A 26,630-nucleotide genomic window follows, 5' to 3' on the forward strand; every position below is an offset into this window, starting at 1 on the left:
AGGCCCCTTCTTTTCAATTCATGCCGACCGGAACCAGGCTGCTTTGCGACGAGTCGCGATGGCCAGTATGGCCAAGCCACCCAGCACCAAACCGTAGGTTGAGGGTTCGGGGACCGGCTGGGCACTCACCGTGAAGTTGTCAATCATCACGTAGTCGCTTGGGGCGCCCGTGAGCGTGGCGAAAGCGATGTCCGTTGCAAAGCCCAAGCCTAGGAACTCGCCTGCATTGCTGGAGAACGTGGCGGTCAATGATCGGCTACCCAGGAGCGTATTGCTGGCGTCGTAGGCCGACAGGGTCCATGTCGAATCTGCCGCCCCCCAGTTGAAGCCGAAGGCCTTGACGGCCGAATTGAAGGTGATGGTGAGCTGTGTGAAAGCATTGTCGGCGTAGGTGTTGGCCAAAGACCGGCCTTGCGTGTTGTAGCTGCCGGCATAGTCGCTGTTGACGTAGAGCGCGCTGTTGGCGCCCGGCGTGAATGTCACGTCACTCAAGGTGAGGGCTGTGTAGCTGCCAGGCGTGGTTGTTTCGAAGGTGATCTTTGTGCCGCCTGCCAGCGATGACGCGTTGTCAATGTTGGCGGCGTGGGCTGACGCTGCGAGCAGGATGCTCAAGGCCAAGGTGATTTTTTTCATGGTCAGCTGTTCCCTGATTTCAGTCAATTGAAGTGGATTTGCCCGAACGAATTGGACAGGCTTTTCAATTGTGTCCAACAGGCAACTTTTCCAACCCCCCCAAATTAGCGAGGAGCACTCAAGTTGGGGGGCGCGCTCCAGGAATGAAAAAGGCCACCCGATGGTGGCCTTGGGTTGGAGTCAGGGGCAAGCCCCTGACAGCCAGTTCACTTGTGATAAGCGGTTTCGCCGTGGGCCGAGATGTCCAGGCCTTCGCGCTCTTCTTCTTCCGAGACGCGCAGACCGATCACCAGATCGACGATCTTGAAGGCGATGACCGACACGACGGCAGACCACACCACGGTCAGGCCCACAGCCTTGGCCTGGATGATGACCTGGTTGACGATGGAGTAGTCGGCCGGGGCCACCATGCCCACGGTCACCCAGTCAGCGACGGCGCTGGGGCCACCCAGGTTGGGCGAGTTGAACACGCCGGTCAGCAAGGCACCCAGGATGCCGCCCACGCCGTGGACGCCGAACACGTCCAGCGAGTCGTCCGCACCCAGCAGCTTCTTCAGGCCGGTCACGCCCCACAGGCAGATCAGGCCAGCCAGCACGCCGATGATCAGCGCACCGCCGATGCCGACGTTGCCGGCAGCGGGGGTGATGGCGACCAGGCCGCCCACGGCGCCAGACGCCGCACCCAGCATGGAAGACTTGCCCTTGAGCAGCGACTCACCCAGGATCCATCCGATCACCGCAGCAGCCGTGGCGGCCAGGGTGTTGATGAAGGCCAGGGCGGCGAAGCCGTTGGCTTCCAGGGCGGAGCCGGCGTTGAAGCCGAACCAGCCCACCCACAGCAGGGCCGAGCCCACCATGGTCAGCGTCAGCGAGTGAGGCGTGAAAGCTTCCTTGCCGTAGCCGATGCGCTTGCCGATCATGTAGGCACCGACCAGACCAGCGACGGCGGCGTTGATGTGCACCACGGTGCCGCCCGCGAAGTCCAGGGCACCCCACTGCCAGATCAGGCCAGCCTTGCTGGTCATTTCGGCCGCAACGTCGGCGCTGGCGTAGGCGTCAGGGCCCATCCAGAACCAGACCATGTGGGCCATGGGAGCGTAGCTGAAGGTGAACCACAGCACCATGAACAGCAGCACGGCCGAGAACTTGGCGCGCTCTGCGAATGCACCGACGATCAGGGCGCAGGTGATGCCCGCGAACGTGGCCTGGAAGGCTGCGAACACGATTTCAGGGATGTAGACACCCTTGCTGAACGTGGCGGCATTGGCGAAGGTGCCCGCCGCGTTGTCCCAGACCCCCTTCATCATCAGCCGGTCAAGCCCGCCGACGAAGGCGTTGCCCTCGGTGAACGCCAGGCTGTAGCCGTAGACGAACCACAGGACGACGATGACGGAGAACGTCACCATGACCTGCATCAGCACGGACAGCATGTTCTTGCTGCGCACCAGGCCGCCATAGAACAGCGCCAGGCCGGGGATGGTCATCAGGATGACCAAAATGGTACAGACCATCATCCACGCCGTGTCACCCTTGTTGGGCACGGGCGTGGGTGCGGCCGCTGCCGGAGCAGCTTCAGCTGCCGCTGGGGCCGCTTCAGATGCAGCGGGGGCTGCGGCCGAGGGGGCTTCCGCCACGGCGGTGGCGGCGACGGGTTCGGAGGCTGCGGTGTCTTGGGCGTGAGATACGCCAAATACACCTAAAGCCGCGAGCCCCAGTGCGAGCGACGCAAGGAGTTTTCTCATGAAATGCCTCTTGGAAAGTCAAAAAATGGCCGCGGAGACGCGCTTCAAGGCGCTCCCCATGGGTGTCGTCAGAAAGAGAGGGCGGATGCCCCCTGGCCTCAAAGGGCGTCGGTACCGGTCTCGCCGGTGCGGATGCGGATGACCTGCTCAAGCGAGGTCACGAAGATCTTGCCGTCACCGATCTTGCCGGTGCGGGCCGAAGCCTCGATGGCTTCGATCACGCGGTCGAGGATGGATTCATCCACCGCGGCTTCAATCTTGACCTTGGGTAAAAAATCGACCACATACTCCGCGCCGCGATACAGCTCGGTGTGACCTTTCTGGCGTCCGAAGCCTTTGACTTCGGTCACGGTGATACCTTGCACGCCGATGGCGGACAAGGCCTCCCGCACTTCATCAAGCTTGAAGGGCTTGACGATGGCTGTCACCATTTTCATGGGTGGTTCTCCGGTAAGGGTTGTCTGGTGAAAGGATTCGGCAACCATGTCTGCATGATCTGTGCCAGCGCGCCAAAACAGGGAGCTGGCACAGCGGATCTCACTGCAATGCACCAGTGTGGGTGTTTTTGCCTTGTTTTGCACCTGAATCGTGCTTTGCCAGTGCGTTTGGCGCATGGTGAATGGGGGTGCACAAATGTTGTGCGTGAACCGTGGTGCCCGGTGAACAGTGCCCCCATTGGGGGAAAGGCAAGCAAAGGGATGCTCGGCACAATCGGCGCGCACTGGACGATTCCCGTGGGACCACCGGTCCCCGAGCCGGTGCGCCGCCCGCCGGTCCCATGCGAGTGCCATGTCCCTAGCCATCGTTCACAGCCGCGCCCTGGATGGGCTCAATGCTCCCGAGGTCACCGTGGAGGTCCACCTGGCCAATGGCCTGCCTTGCTTCACCCTGGTGGGCCTGGCCGACACCGAAGTCAAGGAAGCCCGCGAGCGGGTCAGGGCGGCGCTCAGCAACAGTGGCTTGGAGTTTCCCTTCAACAAGCGGATCACCGTGAACCTGGCGCCTGCGGATCTGCCCAAGGAGTCGGGCCGCTTCGACCTGCCGATCGCGGTCGGCATCCTGGCCGCCATGGGCCACATCGATGCCCGGCACCTGGCCGATCTGGAGTTCGCGGGCGAGTTGTCCTTGGGAGGTGAGCTGCGCCCCGTGCGCGGCGCCTTGCCCATGGCGTTGGCCTTGCGGCGGCGGGTGCAGGGCGGTTTGCTCAAGCGCGGCCTGGTGCTGCCGCAAGCGAGCGCCCGCGAGGCGGCCCTGGTGTCGGGCGTGCCCTTGTTTGAAGCCGGTCACTTGATGGACGTGGTGCAGTCCCTGGTGGCCGATGAAGCGGCCCGGGTGCCCTTGAAGCAGGCTCGGGCTGATGCCACGGCGGCGGCGCTGGAGAGCGTGCATGATCTGCGTGATGTGAAGGGGCAATCCGCCGCCAAGCGTGCGCTGGAAGTGGCGGCCGCGGGCAACCACAGCTTGTTGATGGTGGGGCCGCCGGGCACCGGCAAATCCATGCTGGCACAGCGTTTTGCGGGGCTGTTGCCGCCGCTGACCCAGGACGAAGCCTTGGAATCGGCGGCCGTGCTGAGCCTGGCGGGGCGTTTCGAGGCCAGTGCATGGCGCAGGCGCGTTTTCAGAAGCCCGCATCACACAGCCTCGCCGGTGGCCTTGGTGGGGGGCGTGTAAGGAGTCTCGCTAATTTATAAAAGTCACGTAGGTTTATAAAAACCACGCAAATTTATAAAACCGATAGATGTTATGCGTGTCAATCTCATTAAGAATCAACAACTTAGGTCAACTTTGTGTTGGGGCGGGCCATCCACCACCGGAAACAAGTCACCATCCTGCCAGGTGGCCTGAGCGCTTGCGGGCATCAGCAGCGCAACGACCGTTCGGTCGAGCCTTGGATACCGGTAGCGAAACTCGTACGTGGAACGCTTGATCAGTTGGCCCGAGGCCGGGCCGTCAATGCTGACTTCCAGCAGCGGAATCTTCGCCATCCCCTTCGTCCTCTTCGGCAAATCGGGCAGCAACTTCCTGCATGGTTGGCATGCCGACCTTGTCGATGCGCAAGGCCAGGCCTAAAGCAGCCAGCACGGCCAGCATGGAGGACACGGTGACATCGTCACCTGCCTCCAGCCGATAGATGACCTCGCGCACCTTGCCGGCGCGCTGTGCCACGTATTTCTTGGAAAGCCCAGCGGCTTCGCGATGGGCTTTCAGCAGTTGCCCCAACTCATCAGGCAGGCGGATCATGTCAGTCATAACTTGCATAATTGCCTATTTTTGATGATTTGCAAGTTGTAACTTGCAACTTAGGCGGCAATCAGCTGGCCACACGAGGGCCTACCTAGTCCGCGCTGCTGAACAAAATGAGTAGTCCAAGCGACGTGTTCCATCTGCATTTGACGCACGGCCCCTAGTGCCGCCTATCGAGCATCTGCCGAATTGGGCTTAGAACTCGAATGTCCGGATCGTGGGAGTGCCCCTGACAGTCGCGTAGCCTGTCATGAGTGCGGCTGCATCAGCCAAGGCGTGATGTCGGCGTATTCCCAGAATGGACAAAGAGGCGAAGAAGGCTTCCATTGCAGCATCCGCTTCTGACGAAGATATCTCAGAGGAAATGTCCACGAACGTGGCGATCTTCTCCAAGGCCTCAACCACCCCGGCAGACCGAAGCGCAGACTTCAGAAGCATCACATCTGTGTCGGACCCATAGGCGATTTCAACTGGCTCCTGTGAGGCCTGATGTAGAGCTTGGATCCATCGGCCGACCTTAGCGCCCATTTCGCCATCGCTGTTTTCGGAACAGCCGCTAACAATGTCCCACTGATGGAGAACGCCACCCGTGCAGACGAACTCTGACGAACGTGACCAAGCCTCTTGGCCTGCCGGCGACCCAAGGTCAAGCTCCGCATAGCACTCTTCTCCATCGGCATTGACAAGGCCGATGGACAGCAGTTCGGGGTGTTGAAAATCGGTGAATTTAGTATTGAAAAAAACAATCATGGTTGCTTATTCTTACATTACCGCGACACTCCTTTAGCCAATTTGGGCTTGAAATTTTATCTGATCGCGTATGAGATATATTAGGTGCGATAGTCGATTATAAAAAGTGAAGGCTGAGCTTCACTCGACGGAGGCGGGCTTTGCATCCGGCGGTAACATACTCGGATGATTCTTGCTCTCGACTTCGATGGCGTGCTGCATCCACGATCGACCCACAACGAGCCCGTCTTTTGCCGATTGCCGTTGCTCGAGCAATGGATGCGTGCCAACCAGCACGTTGACGTCATCATTTCTTCAAGCTGGCGCGAAGTGCATCCATTGGACGAGATGAAATCGTATTTCTCCGGCGACCTTCAGCACCGAATTCTGGGCACAACCCCGATTTCTGATCGCCTTCTTGGGCGCCGGTGGGTGCGCACGCCATCAGAGCTTGCGGCGTCAAAATTCGAACGACAGTACGAGATCGAAGCTTGGATGAAGGGAACGGCCAATCCGGGACGCAAATGGGTTGCATTGGATGATGAGGCAAGACTATTCGAGCCAGGTTGCCAAAACCTCGTTTTGTGCAATCATGAAACTGGATTGAGCTCAGCAAGCTTGGCCGAGCTCTCGCAAAAAATCAGGATCAAGCGGCAATCCAGTTAAGGCTTGTGCGAGCGCCTACCTTACGAGCGTATAGGGCGGCTGCTAGGGATACCCGCTTCGCAGCACTCAGTCCATGATCAATGCCGAAAGGGTGAACCATGGATGAACTCATACTCAGCTGGAAGGACATGGTGCGTGTCTATGGGGGCGGGCTGACACCACATCAGCGCCTGCTCGAGAAGGCGACCCAAGCAACGCATGGGCTCCTTGCCTGTAGTGCGCTACAAGCTGGGCAGCAGGCGATGCAGAGCATTGAGTCCGAACATGCTGAGGAGCGGCTGATGCAAAGCGCTCTATGGCAGGATCAAATTACCGAAGCAATTGACGCGTGGACTCCAGGGCAGCGCCCAATTCTTACGCTGCTGGCAATCAACCGAGCACCGTGCTCTTCGTGTGCACATTTGCTTGCTGGAAAATTGCATGCGTTGAAAGGCCGTGTTCGAAGAGGCATCAACCCGCACCGGTTTGTTCTCGCTTCTAGAGGCTACTACCAAGGGCGCAACTTCATGAGTGGAAAGCCGTCGCCTAACCATCAGGCTTCAAAGCTGAAACAGTACAGTCGAGAGGTCACAACCGATCGAGGCATGCAGGCGCTCAAAGATGCAGGCTGGTTGTTGAGAGTGACTGAGTTCGGAAACGGGCCAACAAAGCGCGGTGACGAGCTGCTTGAGTTCTTGGCGCGGATGTAGTGGCATTGCGTAACACATGAGGCCATTCGGGCTGGCTGGCGAGATCCGAAGCGGAGGCCGTGCATAACGCTACCCGCATCCTGCGGAAGGCAGATTGCTCACATAAGAGCACGATCAAGCCTCTGCATCTGCCCAGTGGCTGTCTTGGACTTCCGTTCGTGACTACTTGGGCTCGCATTGCGTCTACCGAGAGATCCTCGCAAGCAATTTTTGACAAATGAGGGCTTGTGGTTCTGGGAGGGCACCGACGGAGTGTCACCTCATTGAAAACGTGGCGTCATGTGATTCAGTCTGATCCGGTTTCATCTGGTGCCACTATGCCCTGGATGTCTAGAAAAGCTTCAATCTTCCTTTGTACCGATAAGGGGGCCTGAGCAACTCGCACTGCGACCGATAGGTCCGTCGGATGCGGCTCAAGGCTAGCTCCATCGACATCTATCAAAGGTGATCCAGACCCCGTGAGAAACCAGTCGACGGAGACTCGCTTACGTCCATCCGCGGTTCTAATCTTCGCCAACTCACTTAGCTTTTCGACGCTTATTAGGGTCTCGCCGTTGCGTGCCTGTCTAAGTGTGGATGAAGTGGTGTAGCCGAGCTTCTCGGCGATGTCATCCCACGTCATTTTTAGGGAATTTTCAACGAGATCCATTAGTCGACGCCCTAGCGTCTGCTTAAGCGCTTCGCTTCGCCGTGTCTGTGTCATATTATGATGCTATCATGATAATATGACGGATATGATACGGCAGTACAAATGAAAACTGAGCATCTGCAAAGCTGTCAGGTTGCGACGCCACGGGAGATCGTTGATCTCGTATGGGCGTTCGCACGAGCACAGCGACCAAACCACAAATTCGGGAAAGTCATCGACTTGGGAGCTGGCGATGCGCGCTTTGCTTTCCAAGCAGATGCATACTTTGACTATCAGGGTGTTGAGACTGACGTATCCAAGATCAGTGGGGTGAAGCTGCCCCTGGGGGCTGAGGTGCTCATCGGAGACGCTATGCAAATAAGTTTGAAAGACTTCGATCTTTGCATTGGTAACCCACCCTACATTCGTCACCATAAGCTAGATCCCGAGTGGCGAGATGGCGTACTCGACGCACTAAAGGCGCGTTCAGGATTTCAGCTTAAGAAGACCGCCAACCTATTCATCCTGTTCCTAATGCAAGCACTTCTTTCGACGAAAAAGGGCGGGCTGGTGGTTCAGCTTATTCCCTTCGAGTGGGTCTCTCGCCCAAGTGCAAGTGAGCTTCGGGATTACATCAAACAACAGGGTTGGGACGTCTCTGTCTTTAGATTTGACACGGACATCTTCCCTAGGGTTCTTACAACGGCTTCGATCACAATCATCGACAAGAGCGGTACTTCTGGTAAGTGGACCTTCGCCGAGATCGGTAAAAACGGTACAACTAAGGCATTAAATTACGCGTCGGGTTCAAATGAAGTGCTTTCCTATCAAGACCGAGATGGCGGCGCATATGGTCTTAGGGGATTAAGTCCTGGCGGGCAAGATATCTTCGTTTTGACAGAGGAAGAACGGCTCCATTTTTCGCTACAGCGAGATCGCGATGTTATCGCCTGTGTCACTTCATTGAGATATCTACCTCAAGACGTGGCGACTCTTAACGAAGCAATTTTCCAGAAATATTTTGTGCAGGCAGGTAAAAGATGTTGGCTTATTCGAAGCGATAAAGCCAAACTGTCAACCTCCCTTCAAGCCTATATCTCTAATGTGGGGACACGCTGGCAAAAATATACAACATGTACCTTGCGAGATACGTGGTGGCGTTACAAACCTCATCCAGCGCCAGCATTGATAATTTCTTCTGGATTCGTTGGAAAGACGCCAAAGGTTTTAGTAAATCCTGTTAAGGCAATCGCTGTGGGTTCAGTTTATGGAATTATCACGAAAAATTATCATGGGGTCTCTGAGTTAGCGGATCAACTACGTGGATTTGACTTTGAAAAAAGGGTTGTAAGTCACTCCAACAATCTAAAAAAAGTAGAAGTTCGTCAACTAAATTCGGTGCTCACCGAGCTTACCCAGTAAGGAATATAATTGTCTGCCGATTCATTAAATGTGAAGCCTCGAAAAGAAAAAGCGCAGTTTGTAGTTAACTCTGCGTTGCTTGAAGAACTTGGAGAGCGATTGGTAGGCAAACCAGAAATAGCGCTTGCGGAATTGGTAAAGAATTCCTACGACGCAGATGCTAAAGAATGTGCGATTATTCTATCAAGTGATTTTATCCAAGTAAGAGATGATGGTCATGGGATGACGGAGAGCGAATTTAAGGGAAACTGGATGATGATCAGCTCTCCTGAAAAAGGAAGGCTCAGGTTTTCTAGAAAATATGACCGAAGTATGGCCGGCTCAAAAGGCGTAGGGCGGTTTTCAGCGCGCTATCTTGGGAATCGCGCAATACTCGAAACCGTGGCCGATGACCCAAGATTAGGGACAAGGACTCGCCTATCTGCTACTTTTGATTGGCGAAAAATCAATACGGCAGAATATATAACTAGCGTGGTAATTCCATATACGGTTGAAGAGGTCGACTTTACTGTAGCTTTAGGGACAAAGCTGACCATAAATGACTTGCGCCCCGAAGCAAGCCAAATAGCAACAACATCGCTGAAAAGCGATTTAATTAAACTGACTAATCCGGCCGCAGGTTTGGAAAAGCCGCCATTCAAGTGGAATCGTAAATCTCTAACACCTGATAAGGATCCCGGCTTCTCAGTAAAGTTTGAAAGCGAAGACCCAGACGATTGGGGCTCAGTGGCAGATCCTATTCAGAAGGATATTCTGGATGCATACGTAGGGCGGGTGAGATTAACTGTCGACGAGACCGGAAAGCTAGACTTTAAAGTTTTTTGGCGTGGTCATGTGAAAGCGTTAGAAGTTGGAAGCTTTCGTATAGATGATATAAATAAACACTTTACCGCTAATTTTCTTCGAAAAAAGGGCGAAAAAAAGCAAAAAAGTTCGGCTCTCGGTGAATTTAAATATTTACCTGTTGCTACGAAATTAAATTCGCCGGTATTTTTGGATTTAAGATTCTTTCCACAAAGAAAAGGTACTTTTACCGATCTGGGCCTAAATGGCAGCGTGGCGAAATCTTGGATAAGAGATAATGCGTCCTTCGCCATTGTCGATAACAATTTCACAATGGCAGCTTACGCCGATGCGGGCAGCGACTGGCTAGGGATTGATGCAAGTAAGGCAATTAATGAAAGGTCTTGGCAATCTATCTTCACGGAAGAACTTTATTGCATGGGCCCAGGCATTAAGCAAGATACGCAGAAAAATCCTATGTTGGCGCTGCCCCGAGGTTCGCAATTAATAGGAAGGGTGCATATTGCAACAAGAAAGATGAGCGCTGATGTCGATGGTGAGAGTGGCGCCTGGTTGCAGCCCAATATGGACCGAGAGTCACTGAAGACTAATGAGGCATTCAATCTCCTATGGCACATATCGCGTTTTGCTGTTGAGCTGTTAGCTCACTTCGATCGAAAGACACGTCTTGAAGCCGAAGAGGAGAAATACGCGAAAGACTCAGCCGAGGCGAAAAACGGGTTGGCAATTGCAATTAATGAATTGCGAGCCTCGACGCTGATTGAGCCAGACTATAAAGAGAAAGTCGTTGCTCAGTTAGAAGCTGTCGGTGCGAGGTTTGTCGAAGCACAGGCCTATGAGAAGGATGCTAGGATTTCACTTGAGTTAATGGCCATGATGGGAGTTATGGCGGGCTTCATGACTCACGAATTCGAAAAAGCAATGCATACCCTACAGGCGGCTGCGGCAAGCCTCAGGGATCTCGAAATTCTTGATCCGAAACTGAAGGTTGCCGCAGCAAATGTCGCTCGTCACGAACTTGCGTTAGCCAATTATCTTGACTATATGAGAGTTTTTGTTGAGCGAGCAAGAGATCCCGTGCCTCAGTCATTTAAAGCAAATGCACAAGTCTCGCTTGCGGTAAAAACTCTAAATCCAATTGCCAGTTCGCACAATGTATCTATTGAGGTTGTGATAGATAGAAAGTTAGATGGCCCCAAAATGCCGGTGGCTGCATATATTGGAATAGTCATCAATTTGGTCTCTAACGCTCTTAAAGCATTGGTTCCAAAGATTGGTAAAGAGGGAAGAAATATTCGAATATACGCAACAAATGATTTATTTAATCATATTTTGGTGGTTTCGGATAATGGTGTTGGTATACCGGCATACCTGCGAAATAGAATTTGGGATCCGCTTTTTAGCACGACGCCTGGAAACGATGAGGACAATCCACTTGGCACAGGTTTAGGCTTAGGATTAAGTGTGGTCAGCCAAGTAGTGAAAAAAATGAAGGGTAAAATTGAGTTGCTGGATGATGCATCGAATGGTTTTATGACTTCGTTTAAAGTAACTTTGCCGTTAGATCAATAGGGGTGGATAAATGCGTTTTTTAATAATCGAAGACGAATCGGATTTCGTTGATTCCATAAAGGTGGCAGCGGAATCGCACTCCGACATTGAGATAGTAACTCCTGGCGAAGCAAACTTAAGTGAAAAATTCCAGGATGGAGAGTCTGTCGAGCTACAGTTGTTTAAGAGGGTTAAAGAAATATGCTCAACAAGAGGAATTGATCTAGTTCTCTTGGATACGGATATATCAAAGTTTCAAAACGGGGCTGGTCATACACTATATCGTCATGCGTTGCGGCAGGCCGGGGTGCCCGTATGTCGTTATTCAAAAAAGCAAAGCAATACGCAGGTTTCTCAGCTCAGAGATTTGTATCGACTTGCCCGAGATGGATCATCAGCAGTTTGGGTTCCTAGTAATTTGGTTCAGAGAAATATGCTTCTCAGCGAACTATTTCCTTGGATGATTGCAGTCGATAGGGGTTTTAAAGAAATTCGCGAGGCAGTTCGGCTAAATCGATCCGATTATTCTTCAACGGGTGGCGCCATTGGAATACTTGCTAGTATTTTGAAAAAACCATCTCTGAATGAAGACCTTCTAGGGTACGGCGGACAGAATTTCTTCTTCTTTTCCCCAGGCGACGACGATTTGGAGCAGAGCCAATATGACGCGGATGCGCAATTGGCTGTCACTTTAGGTTATTGGCTGATTAATTATGTTCTCGCATTCCCAGGGCCAATTTTGGACGCTAGGGCTACTGCGGCATTTTTGAATCTAACAGAAGAAGCATTTTGTAAAATTTCGAGTAATCCAGAATTGGAGAAATGTCGATACCATGGGCCATTTTCGTCTTTGGGTCATTATTATTGGCGTGAAGATGTTTCAGGGTTGCTATACAAATTTGGCAATGATATTGCGAATTTAGAAGGAATCGATGCGACAAATCTTACAAGGGTTGATCCAGACCCGACCGCGTCGGCCTTTGTTTGCCTAGTTACTGGCGAGATTATATCCAGCGATGACGCCGCAGTATCACCAGACTGGATACCACCTGGAGCGCAGCTCGCTAGGATTCGGCAAGATATTTATGACCAACTTGGTCCTCTTCTAAGGGTTTGAAAGATGGCCGCAAACTCAAGCCCAATTGCTCTTATGGAGCGCTATTGGAAGGAATGGGAATCAAAACTTAGCGTGCTGGTACAAAGCAAATCGGCCAAGTTATATTTTCCAGCCAAACTTAAGCAATCTGATCCAGATCAAGAAAAAAATTGGTATACCGTTCAACCTGTAACTCCAATTTGCATATATAACGCCCCGCCCAAAGGATCTAGTGGCAAGGGGATAGCGTCCTCTGGGAGAATGGCAATATTTGTTACTGGGAGTTTTGAATTAACTCCCTTGGAGCGCGGCTTTGAGCTTCATGGTGCCACATGTGAAATAAGTTTTTATCGGATAAAACGCGAGGATGGAGATGGTGTTCAATTAAAGCTTTTTGATGCAATGCATTTTGACTATGAGAAGGCAAATAATCATACTCCTTTCCATCCTGTTTTTCATGCTCAAAGAGGGCGCTGCCGAACTATTACCCATGAATCAGTTAAAGATCTGATGGTGAATTATAGGGTTCCGGGTTCTGAGAAAGTTATCGTGAGCGATGATGAAAAGATTGATTTGGGAACGCCATATTTTAGACTTCCAACGCCGCAATTGGATATATTCTCTGTTTTTGCGTTGTTGATGGCGGACTTTTTCTGTAATGGCGGAGAATTGAAGGATAATCCGAGAATTCAAAATATGTTCAGGAGTATTTTGAAACACTTGACTGATGAGAGAAATGCGGTGCGAGAAGGGGCTTCCTCAAGAAGACTTAAGGATAGATTTGATAGTCATATCTCTGCCGCGCATTGGTATGCAGAGTTTGTCTGAACGTAGGGTGAAACGCTACTCTGGCTCGCTTCACTTCTTGGCGGCAGGCTAAATTTCTGATCTAAATGAATGAAAGTCAGGGTGAATTACTTTCCAACATTGTTGGTTTGGACGTCAAGGGCAGAGACGCTACGTAGCCCATGCGTCCTGCCAAGCAGGCGGTCGGTAAAAGAGCTCCTGGTACCGCGCGACACAAAGGCGCCCTTCGCTATGCTGATCCTCAGCGAGAAAAACAAAACTTCATGCAACGCTGGAAGCGCTGCGCGAGGCCCCAGAGTCATCGACTAACTTGCCGGTCTGCTCAAAGCAACGCCTTGGCTGTCATTCAACTTTGATGAATGGCTGTTCCACGCAATATCCCGGCTAGCCAGAGCTACTCAGGGTTCGAATTCGAACTTAGCGAAGAGGAAGGAATTTTGCCTGCTCTTGCCCATCATTGAGACTCTTCTATCGGACCAAGGATTCGGTCGGTCAGGTCCGCAGCGCGGGGAAACAGGGCACGTACAGCCTTCAACTGGTCCTCGATAGCCGAAGTGCTGACATCGCGCGCTGACGCGATAGTGTTGGACGGGCACCTTCACGCCCATCGCAATGCCACGTCTAGCTCGCTCGCTGAGAGGCCAATCATCTCGTAACGCTGCGGCCACAGCAGTTCGCCGTCGGACGGCAGTTCGCATTTCAACTGCAGCTCACGGCTGCGTCAGAGTCCGAGTCCCGCGCGGACCAGATGAGCGATATGCAGGGGCAGGTCTCGACTCGCTCAGAAGCACCACAAGACGGTGCCGCGCCTGCGCGTCGTGCCCCCACCGGTGGTCGTGCGCCCGCTGCCGGACCCGCCCCATCCGCCAGTGCCCATCAACCCGTTGCGCTGAGCAGGCGGCGACCGCAAGCGGTCCGAAACAGGCGGGCAGCATCTTCAGCTGCCGCCAATGAGCCAGCGTACCGGCGCGTGTGGCGAACGACCAGAGTTCGTCTTCGGCGTCTATGGAAAATGGCAGTCAGAAGCGAGGTGCGAAACCTCATTGCTGGCAAGCTGCTGGACCTGAGTCACTTGCTCGGTCGGCTAGTCACCGAGTCGAGGGACTTTCACTAATCATGAGACGCATTGACTGGCTTGGATATCGGAAGCTCACCCTTAGCGCAGGCGCCCTTTGCCCAGCAGGTGAAGGCAAAAAAGCACTACCAGCGCTTCCAAGCAATAGCCAAGCGTAGTGATCGGCGTCAAGCCTTTGAGGCCGACGAGCGACGTAGCATACGCAATAGAAGCGATCAAGTGGACTGTAATAAGTGGCAATGCCCATTTGCGCATGAGCGACAACATTGCCACTCCGACGAGCCACAACAAGGGAATCGAGAAGACCCCCCAAGACATGGTGCCGTTGACAAGACTGTCCCGGGTCAAATCCCAACTTCCCGAGATGATCATGACAAGCGACCCAAGTTGGACCAAGGACGCTATTGCGATCAGCGCGACGACCAGCCACTCCCATGTTGCGGGTCGAGTGATTGGCTTCGGCGGCTCAGCTGTTCGTGCCGGTGATGCTTTGACTGCGAACTTGGCCAAGCTTGCCAAGGAGCCAGTGGCCCTGTTCTGGAGAAGCTCAGGTTCCGGATTTGAACGTGCCAATTCAATTTCGTTGGCAGTAAGCCCCCGTGTTGCAAGCTCGGCATGAAGCACAGTTCGCGCGAGCTCAGTCAGCTCCTTGCTCGCGATGAACAACAGCTCCTCTGTCTCCTGCTGTTGATAGTTTTCCCGGAGGTCACGTTCTGTCGGATTCATGGACACTTTCAATCGCTGCAATTTGGTAGCCACGCTTGAGCAAGCCATCAAGTCGCCAAGCATTGCCAAACTTGCCGCACACAAACATGCAGCCGATGTAAAAAATAAGGACGGCTGAGATCAGGCCAGGAATATTGCTGTTCTTGATGAAAAGCTCATCAGTTACCGCCACGCTAACCCAGGCAATCAGCAGCTGGGCTGCCTTCTGCCAGAGCTGGCGATATAGCGCCCAAAAGCCGCCGAAGAAGAATCCGCCCCAGCAAAAGCCGGTATCCACAAGGATCAGCTTCCCTTTTGGAGAGATAAGGGCGACGGTGGATGGCACTACTGGCTACTCAAAGGGCTAGGGCGGCTGCTGCCTTTTGATGGCAGGACGGGCTCATGTTTGTGGTCCGCCTGTGTTGAGCATGAAACGCAAAAGCTTGCCTTGCGCGCTCTCTGGCAACTTGAAGATCTCGTTGTACATGTAGATGGCCATTGCGCACACCTTGGTCTTGTCCACCTCAGAAGCGCCTGGATTCTCAAGCATCGAAACGTCTGCGCCAAAGCGGTTGTTCACGAGTGAGGCTATGTAAGTCAAGGGTTCACGCACGTCAATCTGCCTGGGCGCAGCTTGAGGCGAGATTGCCGAGGTACGAATGACTTCAGCCAAGGCCGCGTAGGTCGCACCTCTCGTCGTCACGGCCAGTTGAGTAAAGGCCTCGGCAGGCGCGTTGTCTTTGGGGAAAAGAAACTGATAGCAGAGGTCGCCACCTTGACGCTCCAATTCACCTGCGGACGCAACCACAACTCTGACATATTGAATGGCGGCTTGATCCGAGGCCGATGAGACTTTGGGTAGCACTGAGATCTTGATGCGAGCCCCTACTTCCGACATGACCTGCGCATTGGTCGCGCCATGCTGCAATGATTGGCCTGCCGCTTCAATCACAGAGTCGAAGGTCAGGCGATCGTATTTGCGCAGGGCAGAAAAGGCTGGGTTCTGAGCAAACTCATCCTCGATCGTCAAGGAGGCAAGCATGCCTTGGGCGCGCGGCACAACTGTCCTTTGAAACGCGGCCCATAAGAGCACGAAGGCCAATCCAAAGATAATCCTTTGGGCAACCACGCCGCCAGCCCGATTCTTGACGGTTAACTTGGCCAAAGATGCGGCTAGACCACCGCAGACAGCGGCGACCAATACGTGCAACCACATGTCGTCCCCCTTCGTTGCTCATTGAACATCTGAGCTTGAGCAGGATTTTCGCACAAGGCTCGGCTGTGCTGAGTCATTTTGACTTTGTCTGTATTCGACTTATTGCTGTCCTTCGGCCCAGAGGCAATGCCGATGCAACGCCGTCAGTAGCTGTGTCGCAGCTATAGTCAGAATTACTAGGGGGAGGTGTTCAATGGCGAAGCGCAGCTTGGCAATCTTCAATTCGGACCAAGTGAACCGCGCAAAGATGTGCGTTCCGGCGTCTGCCCTGATGGAAGCAGAGGAAAGCCACGTCGCATACGTGATGAAGCAGGGACTTCCGCGGGGCTTGCCCGTCAACTTTCAGCATGATATGCATCGACTGATTGGTTGGAGCTTGACACTGGGGCACTTTATTGACGGATCAATGGTTAGAGTTGTCGGCCTCATCGAGGAGCCTGAGACGGAGGCTGAGTGGTCACGGCTAAGAAGTGTTGGTAAACGCTTCTGGGAAGACCATCACACGGCAGAAACTGCAGTTCTCCGGATGGAAGTGGAGCAGCGAGTTGATCCAGAAGTATTGGACGAGGCGAGCACAGTGTTTCTCCGAGTTGAGACCTCTGTGGCAGCCCGCAAGGATTTGGCTGCGAATCTCTACCCAGAGCTGTTTGCCACATCGAGTGAGCACGTCGACAAGGACGGATTGACCGATTATCGCTACCTGATCCGGCAGCTGAAGGTTGTCGGTCCCGGCATTTTTCTCGATGAGCGTCGGCAACTTTTGCTATTTGCACATCGGTTTTTTCGACGAAGTCTCTCGCACCGAAACAAGCTAAATGAGTACTTCTTAACCAGCTTTGCCGATGTGGCCAGGAATGAAAAGACGCGGCCCAGAATTCGACTGGATCCTGATCTTGTTGGTCACCCGGGTGACCTCAAAGAACTGCTCGAGTTCGAGTACTGGCACGGGCCTAGGTACTCTGATGACGTCGCGTCGATTCCGAGCGGGGTGACGGTCCACAAGGCTTCGGAGCAAACGAGAGAGTACGAGGGTGTCGATAAGACTCAGGTCTGGTGGAAGTCGCCAGAGACTCGCACGAGCGGCGAAGGAGCGAAGAACTATCGAACGCTCGAGATCGAAGAGCTAGTGGATTTGCCTGCGGCGGGATTGCCAGGAGATAGGTATGGATGTCGCTACGCTCACGCTGAATACTCATTGGATGACACGTGCATCACTCACTTCGACGGTGCCATCCGTGCTTATCTGGCCGAGCCATATCTCACGCGGATTGACCAGAACATTGATCATGCAGGCAAAAATTCCGAATACACAAAGCTCTTTCGCTTCGATGGTGAGCTTCCGATCGACAGTTGGAAGCGGCTGTTAAGCGACTATTTCAGAGGAAACCCGCTTATTCCGGAGTACCTTGGCGCGCCCTCGGATGAGCTCCCGTATGAAGGGCCGGACAAACGGGCGGTTGAGCCACCGGCGTCAGAATCTGTGGCCGCTGACGAGCCGTTGGATCCAGTGCTCTCGGCCGAAGAGCCGCTCTGCGTGTTCATTCATCTGGGGCCCGGCCGCCCCCTCGGGGCGTTGGGTCTAGTGCCTAGGCACGTCAGCCTCCCAGACGGGAAGCACACAGTCGCTGTCATGGAGACTGGGATCGGAGAGGTCGACGAGCTGCTGAGAGCTCGACTTTCGCTTGCCTCTGTGGCGTCGATGCGCGTTCCGGATGGGCGACTTGAACTGGTAAGACTGCTTTTCGGGGCCTCAGCGGGGTTCCCAGGAACCATGTATCAGCAGGTACAAGACCTGGCCGAAGCACTGACGAAAGATGTTTCAAAACTTGGGATCGGGAGCATCGCGCTGTCTCTGACCTGGCCTCAAAGTGAAATGCTCACCACATTAAGCATGCGAGGGCAGTCCGAGCTGTTGCTCCCCCTTTTATCGAAACTTTTCTCCATCGTGGATGCAACTAAGCCAGCCTCCGATTGGATTGAGGCGCTGTCTTCAGCTGTGAAAGAGCTATCTCCTTTGGCCAATCGGAACGGCGAGCTAGACGGCGTTCTTGATGGCGTCTTGAGTTTCGGCCGGGGCGAAGCCGAGGGTGAAGTTATGTACCCTCCCGAATTGACCAAAGAGCTGGTTGAGAAGGGCATCCTTCGGGTGGATTGTTCCTAGATTAACTGTTTGCTTGGGCCCTATGGAGGCAATCCGCCGCGCGCGACGATGCTTTAGCCTTAAGAGTCCACTCGTCGGCGATCCGTTTCGGCATCGTCAAGTTCCGCTACTTCCGAACAGCGGTCTCTTGAAGTTGGCGATCTCAACCGACAGCTGCATGTGAATCCAGTCGCTTGACTGCGCTTCAACCGGCACATCAGCTCGAGCGGGTGTTCCTGAGTAGAGTTACTGGCTCACGCCGATCCAAAAGCGGCGTCCCGGTTCCGGATTCGAAGTCAAGAAGATAGCATTCAGGAATACCCCGGCACACGCTAGGCACGGGAATGACGGGGACTCGGTTCGGTTGAGCAAATATAACAACATAACCGCTTCAGTATCGAGACCTACGAGTTGGTCTCTGGTCTTAGTCCAGAGCCAGCATGAGAGGCCGCCACGATTCGCGGTGGCTCAGGTCCAAAGATCAGGGTGGCAGTGTGTGCATCGCATGCCTGATGCGCCATGCCAGGCTAAGGGGCATGGAAATGGCCTCTTCCGCTCTCGCGTGGGCACCCAGACGTTTTTTGCGGGTATGCCCAATACCATACGAGAAGTTTGCATTGATCGACCTGATCAAATCTGGATCGGCTATGAAACCTACCTCAAGGTTAGCGGCCATAGCTATTATTTCGCCACTATGATGGACAACTACTCGGGCCGCATCAGTGGTTGGCGCTTGGCTAACCATCCGACAGCACAATTGATCATTGATGCACTGACATGAGTTATTCAAAGCTCCTGCTGGCTAGACGCGCCACGTTCAACTTAGATTGGCACAGTTGCGGGATCCAGTCTGCTCAATATGCGGCGCTTAGCTAAACGCGTCGCTGATGTTTCAATTAAAAATGATCATATTTGATTAGATTGGCAGAGCACATGGAAGATTTTTCGACACCTACCGAGCGGGCTGCATACCTTCAAAGCGAAGAGTATCAAGAATTCCTTCAGTTAGGCATGCAAGCACTAACCTTCTTCAAGCAAGGTCTTTTTGAACGCGCGCGCACTCTACTCAATACTGCGTTAAGCAAGGCTTGCCACATTCCAGCAAAGGACGAGAAGAAGCTTGCGTTTACTGCGAATCTCGCCGATTGCCATCTTGCAATGGGTGATTACGTCGCTGCCGAAACCATGGCGCAAGCCCTCTTGGAAGAGCTTTCCGACCCCGCCGACTCAATCGAACATTGGGTTAATGCCCGCAGCCTACTTGGCAATATTTTTTTGCGGGCCGGCCGGTATGAACTGGCTGAGCAAATTTCAACAGCTACGATAAATCGACTATCCGGAATTGACCCGTATCACCCCAAACTGGTTGTTGAGTATATGATTCTTGGCTTGGTTTTCATATGCACGGGCCGCCAAGCAATGGTTGAGGTTCTTATTTCTAATGCACAAGGTGTGCGCGATAATGCAACCGAGTGCGGCGTGAGAGAGTTAGCCGATATGAATCGGGCCATCGATCGCATGCGGCAATTTTCCGGCAGACAAATTTCGGATACTCAACTGGAACAACCAGAATCCGAAGAACAAGCGATCCTCACTGGGCATAAAAGCTGGGCCGCATTCATAGTTCACGACTATGAAACAGCCGGGCGATGCGCGGCCGAAGTATTGCGCTCAAATTGGCGGCATCCGAGGATGCTGCTCGTGTGGCTAATATCAATGCGGGCGCTCGACAATCTCGAAAATGTCCAAGCGAAAGAAGCGGTCCTTAGCATTGCGAATGAGGATTGGATACGTAGAGTGTCGATGGCCATCATTGGGATCGGAAATATTGATTCCGCGCTCAATTCAACAAGTGGGAGAGAGAGTTGTGTTATTGCATACTTTGCTGGGGTCAATGCTTTGGTGGCGCGGGATGCAGCGGAAGCAACTAGGTATTTCGAACTTGCGGTGAACGAATTCGTTGCGCATCCCAATTTGCCTGAACAGCATCAAGCAGGCCTAGAACTCGAAGCACTTGCCAATCTAGCCCGTGAGCAATCAAACCTAACACCACTGTCCAGCAAGCTGATTGAAGAGAAAAGGGAAGCTTTTGCCAAATATGATTTCGCAACTTGCCTGATTGACAAGAAAACAGATCACGTGGAGTTTCAGATAACACCAGATTGTGCACTGCTTTCTGTCGCTTCTCTGTACTTGCTTGGCGCTTCTTCTATTGCAGAAAGTATGGCTGGAATTGTTCGAAAGCAGCTATTGCATTTCCCATGGTATGAGAAGCTTCTACAAGTTTTGATGGGAAAAAAATCGCATCATCACCTTTGGGAAGAAACCAGCCTAGATTTAAAAGCACGTGGGCAGGTTGCGTTCTATGGCATGTTGCGTATGCAAGCCGACGGTCGATGGCAAGAGGCCGAGTTCCTGGAGCGACGCGTTCTTGAGGTGGGCGCCAGCTTTGTCGAACGTCAGATTCTCGAAACTTCGCTCGCGAACCCATTAGCTCGATTGGACGGACTTGCTTTGTTGGTGAGGCAACATAGCCACAGTGGTCGCTATGAGCTAGCGGAAGCAGCCATGCGGGCGAGAATAAAAATTATGGAGGAAATGGGGGATCCACCCAAAGGGGATCTCGCTGAAGCCTTCTTGTCTCTTGCAATTTTATTGTCGCAGCAGGGGCGTCACAGCGAAGTTCTTACGGTGGCTGCGAAAGGAAGATCACTTTCAAGCTACGTACTAACATCCGAGCGCGCGTTATTCGACATGAGAGTCGGCCAGATTCTAGTGGAGGTGAGAGACCTTAAAAATGCAAGACTACTCCTCAAACAAGCTGTCACGCAGTTTGGAAAAGCACACTCAGTTTCCGATGCGTTCGTGTCAGGGCTAAACTCTTTGGCAACGGTGGAATTGATATATGGCAATTTAACCAGCGCATCTCACTATCTTAAAATGGCTATTGAGACGATCATAAAGGGAGGCCAAGAAGAGACTGTGATACACGGGGTCATTTTGGATACCCAAGCCACCCTTTACAGGTTAGATGGAGAAGTGGGACGAGCGCTCAATTTGCACCGACGCGCACGCCAGATCTTTGACCAACTGAGGACGAGGCGCGATGCCGAAATTGTTAGCCTGCATTCGGCGGTGCTTACAAATCTCGTGCATATAGCAAATACGGCGTGGAGCGCCAACGAACTATCCGAAGCACGAGACGCTTCAAATGCAGCACTTTCCCATTTGGTCAAAAATTTAGGGGCCAGAGATTCCATCATCTATGAGCTCAAACGGGTATTGGCTCAGATCGCGCTTAGTGAGAACGACCAAAATGGTGCACTGGACTGGTTGCTTGAGGCCTCAAAGGCTGCAGACACGGCAGTAGCGGATACCATTGCAATGGGCAATCCGGAATTGAGCCTAAACTATCTGTGGCAAGCCCGCGTAGAACTTGCCGATTTGGTTCCGCTCGCCTGCGAACAATTTCCTAACGACCCAGTGCGACTCGCGTGTGTTTTCAATGTCGTTCTGCGGCGCAAGTGCCTTGCGGCTGAAGGGGCCATTGTTGCCAGAGAAACCGTCAATAATCTTCGCTACCCACTCCTGAAAGCCAGGCTTTTACAGCTAACCGAGGCCCGAAATCGTCTTGCGAAAGCTATGCATGTCTCCGTCCGCGGAACGCCTGTCGATGAAGAAAACAGGTTTGAGTTGCAGTCCCAAGTGCAATTGCTTGAAACCACTCTAGCAGCAGACATCCCGGAGTTGCAGACCGCCCAATGGCTCAGAGAAGTGAATGTCACGAAGGTGCTTCATGCGCTCGGAGATACTAAGACTCTGATAGAGTTTGTACACACGGGCGCGACACATCTAGCTTCCTTAGAAAGCCTGCGTTTTTCATTTGGCCTAGATGCACACTATTTTGCATTTTTGATCCCAGAAGGAGATATCACACGAATTCGACTTATAGATCTCGGCGACGCGGCATCCATAGACAGCCAGATTGGACTCTTCGTAGAACATGCCGATAGTTTGGTCCAATCCGATTGTCAAGAAATTGATCCACAAGGCTCATTTCAAAATTTAGGGAGACGCCTTCGGGAAAAGTTGTTCGATCCACTGATACAGGGTGTGGCACTGGGTAGCAGCGTTGTGATAGCCGTTGATGGAGCCTTATCGAAGCTTCCTTTTGAAACTCTCCCGTCGGCGAGCGGCGCATGGCTAGGTGACGACTATCACCTAAGCTATGTCGCTACCTTGCGCGACATGGCGCACTCACCAACAGGGCGCGGTGGCCCATCTATTGTTATCGGGGATCCAGACTTTGATCTCGGCTGTCCGCACCCGGTCGACATAAACGATACGCCGTTTGAGCCTTTGCCCGGCACGCGAGATGAAGCAGTCACAATATCAGGATTTCTTGGTGTAGAGCCATGGCTGGGTGCTGATGCTCTGAAAAATAGATTGAAGTTTGTCGAGCGCCCTAGAATATTACACATCGCCACGCACGGTTTCTATTCTACCGATACCGATACCGATACCGATGGTGAGGGTGAGGGTGACGGTGATGTCGGGCAAACCGAAGGGTTGATTGACGGCTTATTGCGCAAACCATTGAGGTCAGCTCCAGCCGTCAAGGCCATGTGGCGCTGTGGCCTCGCCCTCGCGGGCGCCAACGCGGTTGCGACAGAGGAGCAATATACCGACGCCGGCAGCGGGATCCTGTCAGCAGCAGAGGTTCTTGGCATGAACCTTCGAGGAACGGAACTTGTCGTTTTGTCAGCGTGCGAGACGGGGCTTGGCGACTTAGCAGTAGTCGAAGGCGTGATGGGCCTGCGACGGGCATTTATGCTGGCAGGTGCGCAAAGCGTTATTGTCAGCTTGTGGGCGGTGCCGGATGAACCGACACGTGAACTCATGAACTTGTTCTACAAGTATCTATTGAGAGGCGCATCACGATTGGACGCTTTGCGGGCTGCGCGCTCTGATTTGCGGATGCAGTGGCCCTCTCCCGGTATATGGGGAGCATTTGTATTATTTGGAGAAACTGGCCCGCTTCAACTAACGAAATCACACGGTGAAGCTTCACCTATCGCGAACGACCTATTTCGCATAGGCAGCGAACTGCATGGCGCAGGAAAACATGCAGAGGCTAGTCGAGTCATCGCAAATGCGATCAAGGCGGGTGCTCCGGTCGCAGACGCCCTTCTTCAGAGTGCAAGGGAGGCCGCTTCTTTTGGCGAGGCTCTTCTGTTTATTGATCAACTACTTTCTGGCGATTCACATGCTGTCGCTGCCTGGATTCAGCGCGCTCACCTGCACTTGGCGATTGGTGAACTTCAGACGGCTTCCGAAGATTTTACGAGGGCTATTGCGCTCGACCCAGCTGATGCAGATCTTTGGTATAGCCGCGCTAATACATATGCCGATCAAAACAAGAATTCTCTGGCAATGTATGACTACAACCGGGCGCTAGATATACGACCTACATTCGCGCACGCGTTAGTAAATCGTGCAACAGTTTTCATGTTTGTCGGCGACTTGGATTCGGCTCTGCAAGATATCAATGCGTCATTGAAACTAAATCCTACGGACGAAGTTGCACAGTTTCATTGCGCCCAAATATATGCACTGAAGAACCAATTCCAACGAGCACGACTACTTTTAGAGCCTTTGTCCAAGGGTACCCACAGCCTAGCGCCAAAAGCACTCGATATTTTGCAAGAACTTGATCTGGCCGAAGGCCAAGGAGATACACTCCAATGAGCCGACCGCATGTTGCGCTGACACAATTGCTGCATCCCAATGCCAAGGTTTTTAAGATGCCCGCATGGCCGAACGACCATTGCACTGCTCTCTTGAGCAGCGCAAGATGTGATACGCCTGCACGAGCCGAAGATTCCTCCGCCAAAGGCGTGGAGAACCCATGGCTTGAGATATCAACCGCATACCAGAGCAGCGAACTGCCAGTCGGACCCAAGTCCCATTTGGGTTGAGCGATTCGCTCTTGCCTGTGCAGCGTACAGTTTGGCCTGCTATTGAGCTGGCTGGACAGTTTTCGGCCGATGATGTGCAGGTAACGCCCACAGCGGGTTTTTTGCAAACTGACTTGGGAAGGAGCCTTGGTGGATAAAGGCGAAACGACACTGGTAGAGACGCTCACTGCGCTGATTGCGCAGCACATGTCTGAACCGCCACTTCGCCGCTTGCGTGGCGGCTTGCAATTGCGGCCCGGAGCGGCACAGCAAGCGAGCCCAGCTCAGATCGCGAAAGAGCTTGTGCAGCAGGCCCTGGCCTCCGACCTGCCGCTACGCAACTTGCGAGTCGAACAGCGGCCGCTTGGTGGAGGCAACACCGCCGAGACCGTTGCGCAGCTGACCTTGCACGCACCGTTCGTCCTCAAGCTGGACAGCAAGCCCAAGCTCGCAGCGGAAGCACACATGATGGACAACGCGCGCAAGCATCCGAAGCTCAGTCCGCAGTCCCGCAATGCATGGCCGGTGGTCTACGCAATCCGGGATGTTGTGCCGTATGCCTATCTGATGGAGTATTTCCCCAGCGAGGACGGCTGGGTCTCGCTTGAAGATCGGCTTTACCCAGGCCCAGGTGTCCCGCCGCTGCCCGGTGCGGAGGCCATACGCCTGACTCACAAGGTATTGGATGTACTTTTTGAGAGCTACGCGGATACTGTTGACAACCGCACGTTGCCGAGCCTAGCTCAAGACTATGTAGGTCGAATCAAGGAACGACTTGCAGACGTCGCCAAGGATGGCCGCTTCGCCTCGATTCCTCTGCTGATCAACGGCGAGACCATCGAGCCATGGCAAACGTACCTTGACCAGCTACAGGCGAATCCGGGCTACATCTCAACGATCACGCCCCCCTTCACCACCATCGCTCACGGCGATCCAAACCCAGGCAATTTGATGCTGCGGGTCGACATTGCTTCAATTGAGGTGAAGCTGATCGATCCGAAGGAATGGCAGACGGGCGACTATCTGTTCGACGTTGCAAAGCTGACGCACTTCCTTGAAGGTACGGGGCCCATTGAGAAGCCCGGCTCCGGGAAGGAGACGGAGGTCGAATACATAGAGCACCTTGGGACCGCCGAGCTTCGTTATCGCTTTGAGGTCCCCACATGGACAAATGGGTTGGTTGATGCATGTCTCGATCGCGTTGGGCGATTCGCGAAGTCGCAAGGTGACCACCAGTGGCTCGCGCGATACGAGCTAGCCATGGCTGCAAATTTGCTTGGCCTCCCTTCAGGGCGCCTGAAGAATCGTCCACATGCTGCACTGGCGCTGTACGGCGAGGGACTGAAATGGCTTAAGCGATTCTGCAGTCGGTTGCCACGCATCACTTCTGTCATGGATCCTCGACCTACAGCATCGGCACTGTCCGAAGTTGAGCCGGCACGACTGGCTTCGGCGCGGCAACGAGTCCGGGCTGACGCACCGGGTGTAGTTGATGCTGTGGACAAGCGCGGTTTCCAAGCCCTCCATTGGCCTCCCGAGCACGTCAATGCGGCGGGCAAGCCGGTGGAGCTGTCGCTGGAGCACGAGGCACGACTCATGCCTCTGTCGCCAAGCGCGCTCCAAAAGCTGAAGGATGCGCTGGCCGCAAGCGGTTCCATGGAGAGAGGAAATGCTCTGCTTCCAGGCCATCCGCTATTTGGCGACTGGTCGATTCGGCGAGTTCAACGAGAGCCCGGGCCGCAGAGCCGGGATCTGTACTGGGATCGCAAGGGCTCCACCGTCGAACAGCGCCTGATTCCGCGCATGATGACGCTCCGTGAACGCGTCATGACCAGTGCCTTCATGACTTGGGAGTCCAACGGCGATGAGCGCTCGTTGAACCTGGAACTGCCCTTCGTTTCTTACGCCCAGACCGGCGTTATTGCTCGTTTGGAGTTTAACTGGATCGATCGAATAGCTGCCACGCTTGAGGCTTTCAACGGTTCAGGCGGCCATCAAGGCTCCAGCAGTCAGCCACTGGTCCTGGCGGCGCGAATCGCTGGCATCGAAGGGGGCGAGTTCGAGCCCGTCCAAGAGCACACCACATTCCGTGAAAAGCATTCAGTGAGGTTAGGCGATGCCGAGTTGTTCCAACTGAATATCGACCATGTAGTGGCACAGTCCCTAAGGACGCAACGGCTCGCTACGTTTACAGACGTCGACATTGCTGCGTCTAGGCTCGTGCACTCCGATGTGCTTGCCGAGTTGATCGCCTTCGCTGCAGCCCTATGTGAACGCTTCACTCTGGTGCCTGCCGCCGCCACGAAAGCCTACTGTGGAGCGATGGCCACCGGCGAGTTATAGGCGCGCCGCGCGACTCGTCACTCACCGGAGATCTGAGCAATACTGCGCGGTGAGTCAGGCCTATTCGCGTTCGGCCCAAATCGTGCTCCGCTTAAAGAAGCGGGAGATGCGATGATCTGGCTTGTCTGTACCACCACTTTGCGCAGCGCTACTTTTGCGCTAGGTGCCTGACAGTGCCAGCGT

Annotated in this window: 19 protein-coding genes and 1 pseudogene; 11 read left to right on the top strand and 9 right to left on the bottom strand. The window is 53.6% G+C overall.

The window, feature by feature from the left end; all coding sequences use genetic code 11:
• Positions 1-18: 18 nt before the first annotated feature.
• The 3 genes from Q7V20_RS21585 to Q7V20_RS21595 form a co-directional block, all read right to left on the bottom strand.
• Positions 19-633, bottom strand: a complete 615-nt coding sequence (locus Q7V20_RS21585; protein ID WP_304795801.1) for a PEP-CTERM sorting domain-containing protein — start codon at positions 631-633, stop codon at positions 19-21.
• Positions 634-839: 206 nt separating this feature from the next.
• Positions 840-2,375, bottom strand: coding sequence for an ammonium transporter (locus tag Q7V20_RS21590; protein WP_304795803.1), 1,536 nt, complete (start codon positions 2,373-2,375; stop codon positions 840-842).
• Between the two features lie 98 nt (positions 2,376-2,473).
• Positions 2,474-2,812, bottom strand: a complete 339-nt coding sequence (locus Q7V20_RS21595) for a P-II family nitrogen regulator (protein WP_230182375.1) — start codon at positions 2,810-2,812, stop codon at positions 2,474-2,476.
• 352 nt (positions 2,813-3,164) lie between these two features.
• Between Q7V20_RS21595 and Q7V20_RS21600 the strand changes: the two are divergent.
• A pseudogene (locus tag Q7V20_RS21600) lies at positions 3,165-4,040 on the top strand (YifB family Mg chelatase-like AAA ATPase); the annotation flags it as partial.
• A 101-nt stretch (positions 4,041-4,141) separates the two neighbouring features.
• On the opposite strand, the gene Q7V20_RS21605 reads toward Q7V20_RS21600, so the two are convergent.
• The 3 genes from Q7V20_RS21605 to Q7V20_RS21615 form a co-directional block, all read right to left on the bottom strand.
• A complete protein-coding gene (locus tag Q7V20_RS21605) occupies positions 4,142-4,360 on the bottom strand; it encodes a hypothetical protein (RefSeq protein ID WP_304795900.1) in 219 nt (72 codons plus the stop codon).
• Positions 4,326-4,625 (bottom strand): helix-turn-helix transcriptional regulator, encoded by a 300-nt coding sequence (locus tag Q7V20_RS21610; RefSeq protein WP_304795805.1) that lies wholly within the window; start codon positions 4,623-4,625, stop codon positions 4,326-4,328. Before Q7V20_RS21610 ends, Q7V20_RS21605 begins: the two co-directional genes overlap by 35 nt.
• Before the next feature lie 189 nt (positions 4,626-4,814).
• On the bottom strand, positions 4,815-5,369 hold the full coding sequence (locus Q7V20_RS21615; RefSeq protein ID WP_304795806.1) for a hypothetical protein: 555 nt from the start codon (positions 5,367-5,369) through the stop codon (positions 4,815-4,817).
• A 165-nt stretch (positions 5,370-5,534) separates the two neighbouring features.
• Between Q7V20_RS21615 and Q7V20_RS21620 the strand changes: the two genes are divergently transcribed.
• The 6 genes from Q7V20_RS21620 to Q7V20_RS21645 all read left to right on the top strand — a co-directional run bounded on the left by Q7V20_RS21620 (position 5,535) and on the right by Q7V20_RS21645 (position 13,032).
• Complete coding sequence (locus Q7V20_RS21620) at positions 5,535-6,014, top strand: HAD domain-containing protein (protein WP_304795808.1); 480 nt, start codon at positions 5,535-5,537, stop codon at positions 6,012-6,014.
• 98 nt (positions 6,015-6,112) lie between these two features.
• Positions 6,113-6,703, top strand: coding sequence for a hypothetical protein (locus Q7V20_RS21625; RefSeq protein ID WP_304795810.1), 591 nt, complete (start codon positions 6,113-6,115; stop codon positions 6,701-6,703).
• 751 nt (positions 6,704-7,454) lie between these two features.
• Positions 7,455-8,753 (top strand): Eco57I restriction-modification methylase domain-containing protein, encoded by a 1,299-nt coding sequence (locus Q7V20_RS21630; protein WP_304795812.1) that lies wholly within the window; start codon positions 7,455-7,457, stop codon positions 8,751-8,753.
• 9 nt (positions 8,754-8,762) lie between these two features.
• Entirely contained in the window at positions 8,763-11,129 is a 2,367-nt protein-coding gene (locus Q7V20_RS21635) for a sensor histidine kinase (RefSeq protein WP_304795814.1), read from the top strand.
• 10 nt (positions 11,130-11,139) lie between these two features.
• Positions 11,140-12,225: a hypothetical protein gene (locus tag Q7V20_RS21640; RefSeq protein ID WP_304795816.1), complete on the top strand. Its 1,086-nt coding sequence runs from the start codon at positions 11,140-11,142 to the stop codon at positions 12,223-12,225.
• A 3-nt stretch (positions 12,226-12,228) separates the two neighbouring features.
• Positions 12,229-13,032: a hypothetical protein gene (locus Q7V20_RS21645; RefSeq protein ID WP_304795818.1), complete on the top strand. Its 804-nt coding sequence runs from the start codon at positions 12,229-12,231 to the stop codon at positions 13,030-13,032.
• Between the two features lie 1,135 nt (positions 13,033-14,167).
• On the opposite strand, the gene Q7V20_RS21650 is transcribed toward Q7V20_RS21645, so the two are convergent.
• From Q7V20_RS21650 to Q7V20_RS21660, 3 genes are read right to left on the bottom strand one after another with little or no spacing between them, the layout of a single operon-like run.
• The gene (locus tag Q7V20_RS21650; RefSeq protein ID WP_304795819.1) at positions 14,168-14,812 is read right to left on the bottom strand and encodes a hypothetical protein; all 645 of its coding nucleotides are present in this window, start codon (positions 14,810-14,812) and stop codon (positions 14,168-14,170) included.
• The gene (locus Q7V20_RS21655) at positions 14,793-15,137 is read right to left on the bottom strand and encodes a DUF2628 domain-containing protein (protein ID WP_304795821.1); all 345 of its coding nucleotides are present in this window, start codon (positions 15,135-15,137) and stop codon (positions 14,793-14,795) included. The genes Q7V20_RS21650 and Q7V20_RS21655 overlap by 20 nt, the downstream gene beginning before the upstream one ends.
• 54 nt (positions 15,138-15,191) lie before the next feature.
• On the bottom strand, positions 15,192-16,007 hold the full coding sequence (locus Q7V20_RS21660) for a hypothetical protein (protein ID WP_304795822.1): 816 nt from the start codon (positions 16,005-16,007) through the stop codon (positions 15,192-15,194).
• A 193-nt stretch (positions 16,008-16,200) separates the two neighbouring features.
• Here Q7V20_RS21660 and Q7V20_RS21665 point away from each other — a divergent pair, with 193 nt between their 5' ends.
• From Q7V20_RS21665 to Q7V20_RS21680, 4 genes are all read left to right on the top strand, one after another.
• Complete coding sequence (locus Q7V20_RS21665) at positions 16,201-18,168, top strand: hypothetical protein (RefSeq protein ID WP_304795824.1); 1,968 nt, start codon at positions 16,201-16,203, stop codon at positions 18,166-18,168.
• A gap of 484 nt (positions 18,169-18,652) precedes the next feature.
• On the top strand, positions 18,653-18,928 hold the full coding sequence (locus Q7V20_RS21670; RefSeq protein WP_304795826.1) for a DDE-type integrase/transposase/recombinase: 276 nt from the start codon (positions 18,653-18,655) through the stop codon (positions 18,926-18,928).
• Positions 18,929-19,080: 152 nt separating this feature from the next.
• Positions 19,081-23,895: a CHAT domain-containing protein gene (locus tag Q7V20_RS21675; RefSeq protein WP_304795828.1), complete on the top strand. Its 4,815-nt coding sequence runs from the start codon at positions 19,081-19,083 to the stop codon at positions 23,893-23,895.
• A gap of 359 nt (positions 23,896-24,254) precedes the next feature.
• Positions 24,255-26,447: a phosphotransferase family protein gene (locus Q7V20_RS21680; RefSeq protein ID WP_304795830.1), complete on the top strand. Its 2,193-nt coding sequence runs from the start codon at positions 24,255-24,257 to the stop codon at positions 26,445-26,447.
• Positions 26,448-26,630: the final 183 nt, after the last annotated feature.

Origin of the sequence: Aquabacterium sp. (genome assembly GCF_030652515.1) — a bacterium.
Classification (GTDB): Bacteria; Pseudomonadota; Gammaproteobacteria; order Burkholderiales; family Burkholderiaceae_C; genus Aquabacterium.

What these genes read in the sequence shown, in the direction of transcription:
- Q7V20_RS21630 (WP_304795812.1), top strand. Translation starts at nt 7,455, where the DNA reads ATGAAAACTGAGCATCTGCAAAGCTGTCAGGTTGCGACGCCACGGGAG.
- Q7V20_RS21645 (WP_304795818.1), top strand. Translation starts at nt 12,229, where the DNA reads ATGGCCGCAAACTCAAGCCCAATTGCTCTTATGGAGCGCTATTGGAAG.
- Q7V20_RS21675 (WP_304795828.1), top strand. Translation starts at nt 19,081, where the DNA reads ATGGAAGATTTTTCGACACCTACCGAGCGGGCTGCATACCTTCAAAGC.
- Q7V20_RS21670 (WP_304795826.1), top strand. Translation starts at nt 18,653, where the DNA reads ATGCCTGATGCGCCATGCCAGGCTAAGGGGCATGGAAATGGCCTCTTC.
- Q7V20_RS21660 (WP_304795822.1), bottom strand. Translation starts at nt 16,007, where the DNA reads ATGTGGTTGCACGTATTGGTCGCCGCTGTCTGCGGTGGTCTAGCCGCA.
- Q7V20_RS21590 (WP_304795803.1), bottom strand. Translation starts at nt 2,375, where the DNA reads ATGAGAAAACTCCTTGCGTCGCTCGCACTGGGGCTCGCGGCTTTAGGT.
- Q7V20_RS21665 (WP_304795824.1), top strand. Translation starts at nt 16,201, where the DNA reads ATGGCGAAGCGCAGCTTGGCAATCTTCAATTCGGACCAAGTGAACCGC.
- Q7V20_RS21625 (WP_304795810.1), top strand. Translation starts at nt 6,113, where the DNA reads ATGGATGAACTCATACTCAGCTGGAAGGACATGGTGCGTGTCTATGGG.
- Q7V20_RS21640 (WP_304795816.1), top strand. Translation starts at nt 11,140, where the DNA reads ATGCGTTTTTTAATAATCGAAGACGAATCGGATTTCGTTGATTCCATA.
- Q7V20_RS21620 (WP_304795808.1), top strand. Translation starts at nt 5,535, where the DNA reads ATGATTCTTGCTCTCGACTTCGATGGCGTGCTGCATCCACGATCGACC.
- Q7V20_RS21610 (WP_304795805.1), bottom strand. Translation starts at nt 4,625, where the DNA reads ATGACTGACATGATCCGCCTGCCTGATGAGTTGGGGCAACTGCTGAAA.
- Q7V20_RS21585 (WP_304795801.1), bottom strand. Translation starts at nt 633, where the DNA reads ATGAAAAAAATCACCTTGGCCTTGAGCATCCTGCTCGCAGCGTCAGCC.
- Q7V20_RS21650 (WP_304795819.1), bottom strand. Translation starts at nt 14,812, where the DNA reads ATGAATCCGACAGAACGTGACCTCCGGGAAAACTATCAACAGCAGGAG.
- Q7V20_RS21595 (WP_230182375.1), bottom strand. Translation starts at nt 2,812, where the DNA reads ATGAAAATGGTGACAGCCATCGTCAAGCCCTTCAAGCTTGATGAAGTG.
- Q7V20_RS21615 (WP_304795806.1), bottom strand. Translation starts at nt 5,369, where the DNA reads ATGATTGTTTTTTTCAATACTAAATTCACCGATTTTCAACACCCCGAA.
- Q7V20_RS21605 (WP_304795900.1), bottom strand. Translation starts at nt 4,360, where the DNA reads ATGGCGAAGATTCCGCTGCTGGAAGTCAGCATTGACGGCCCGGCCTCG.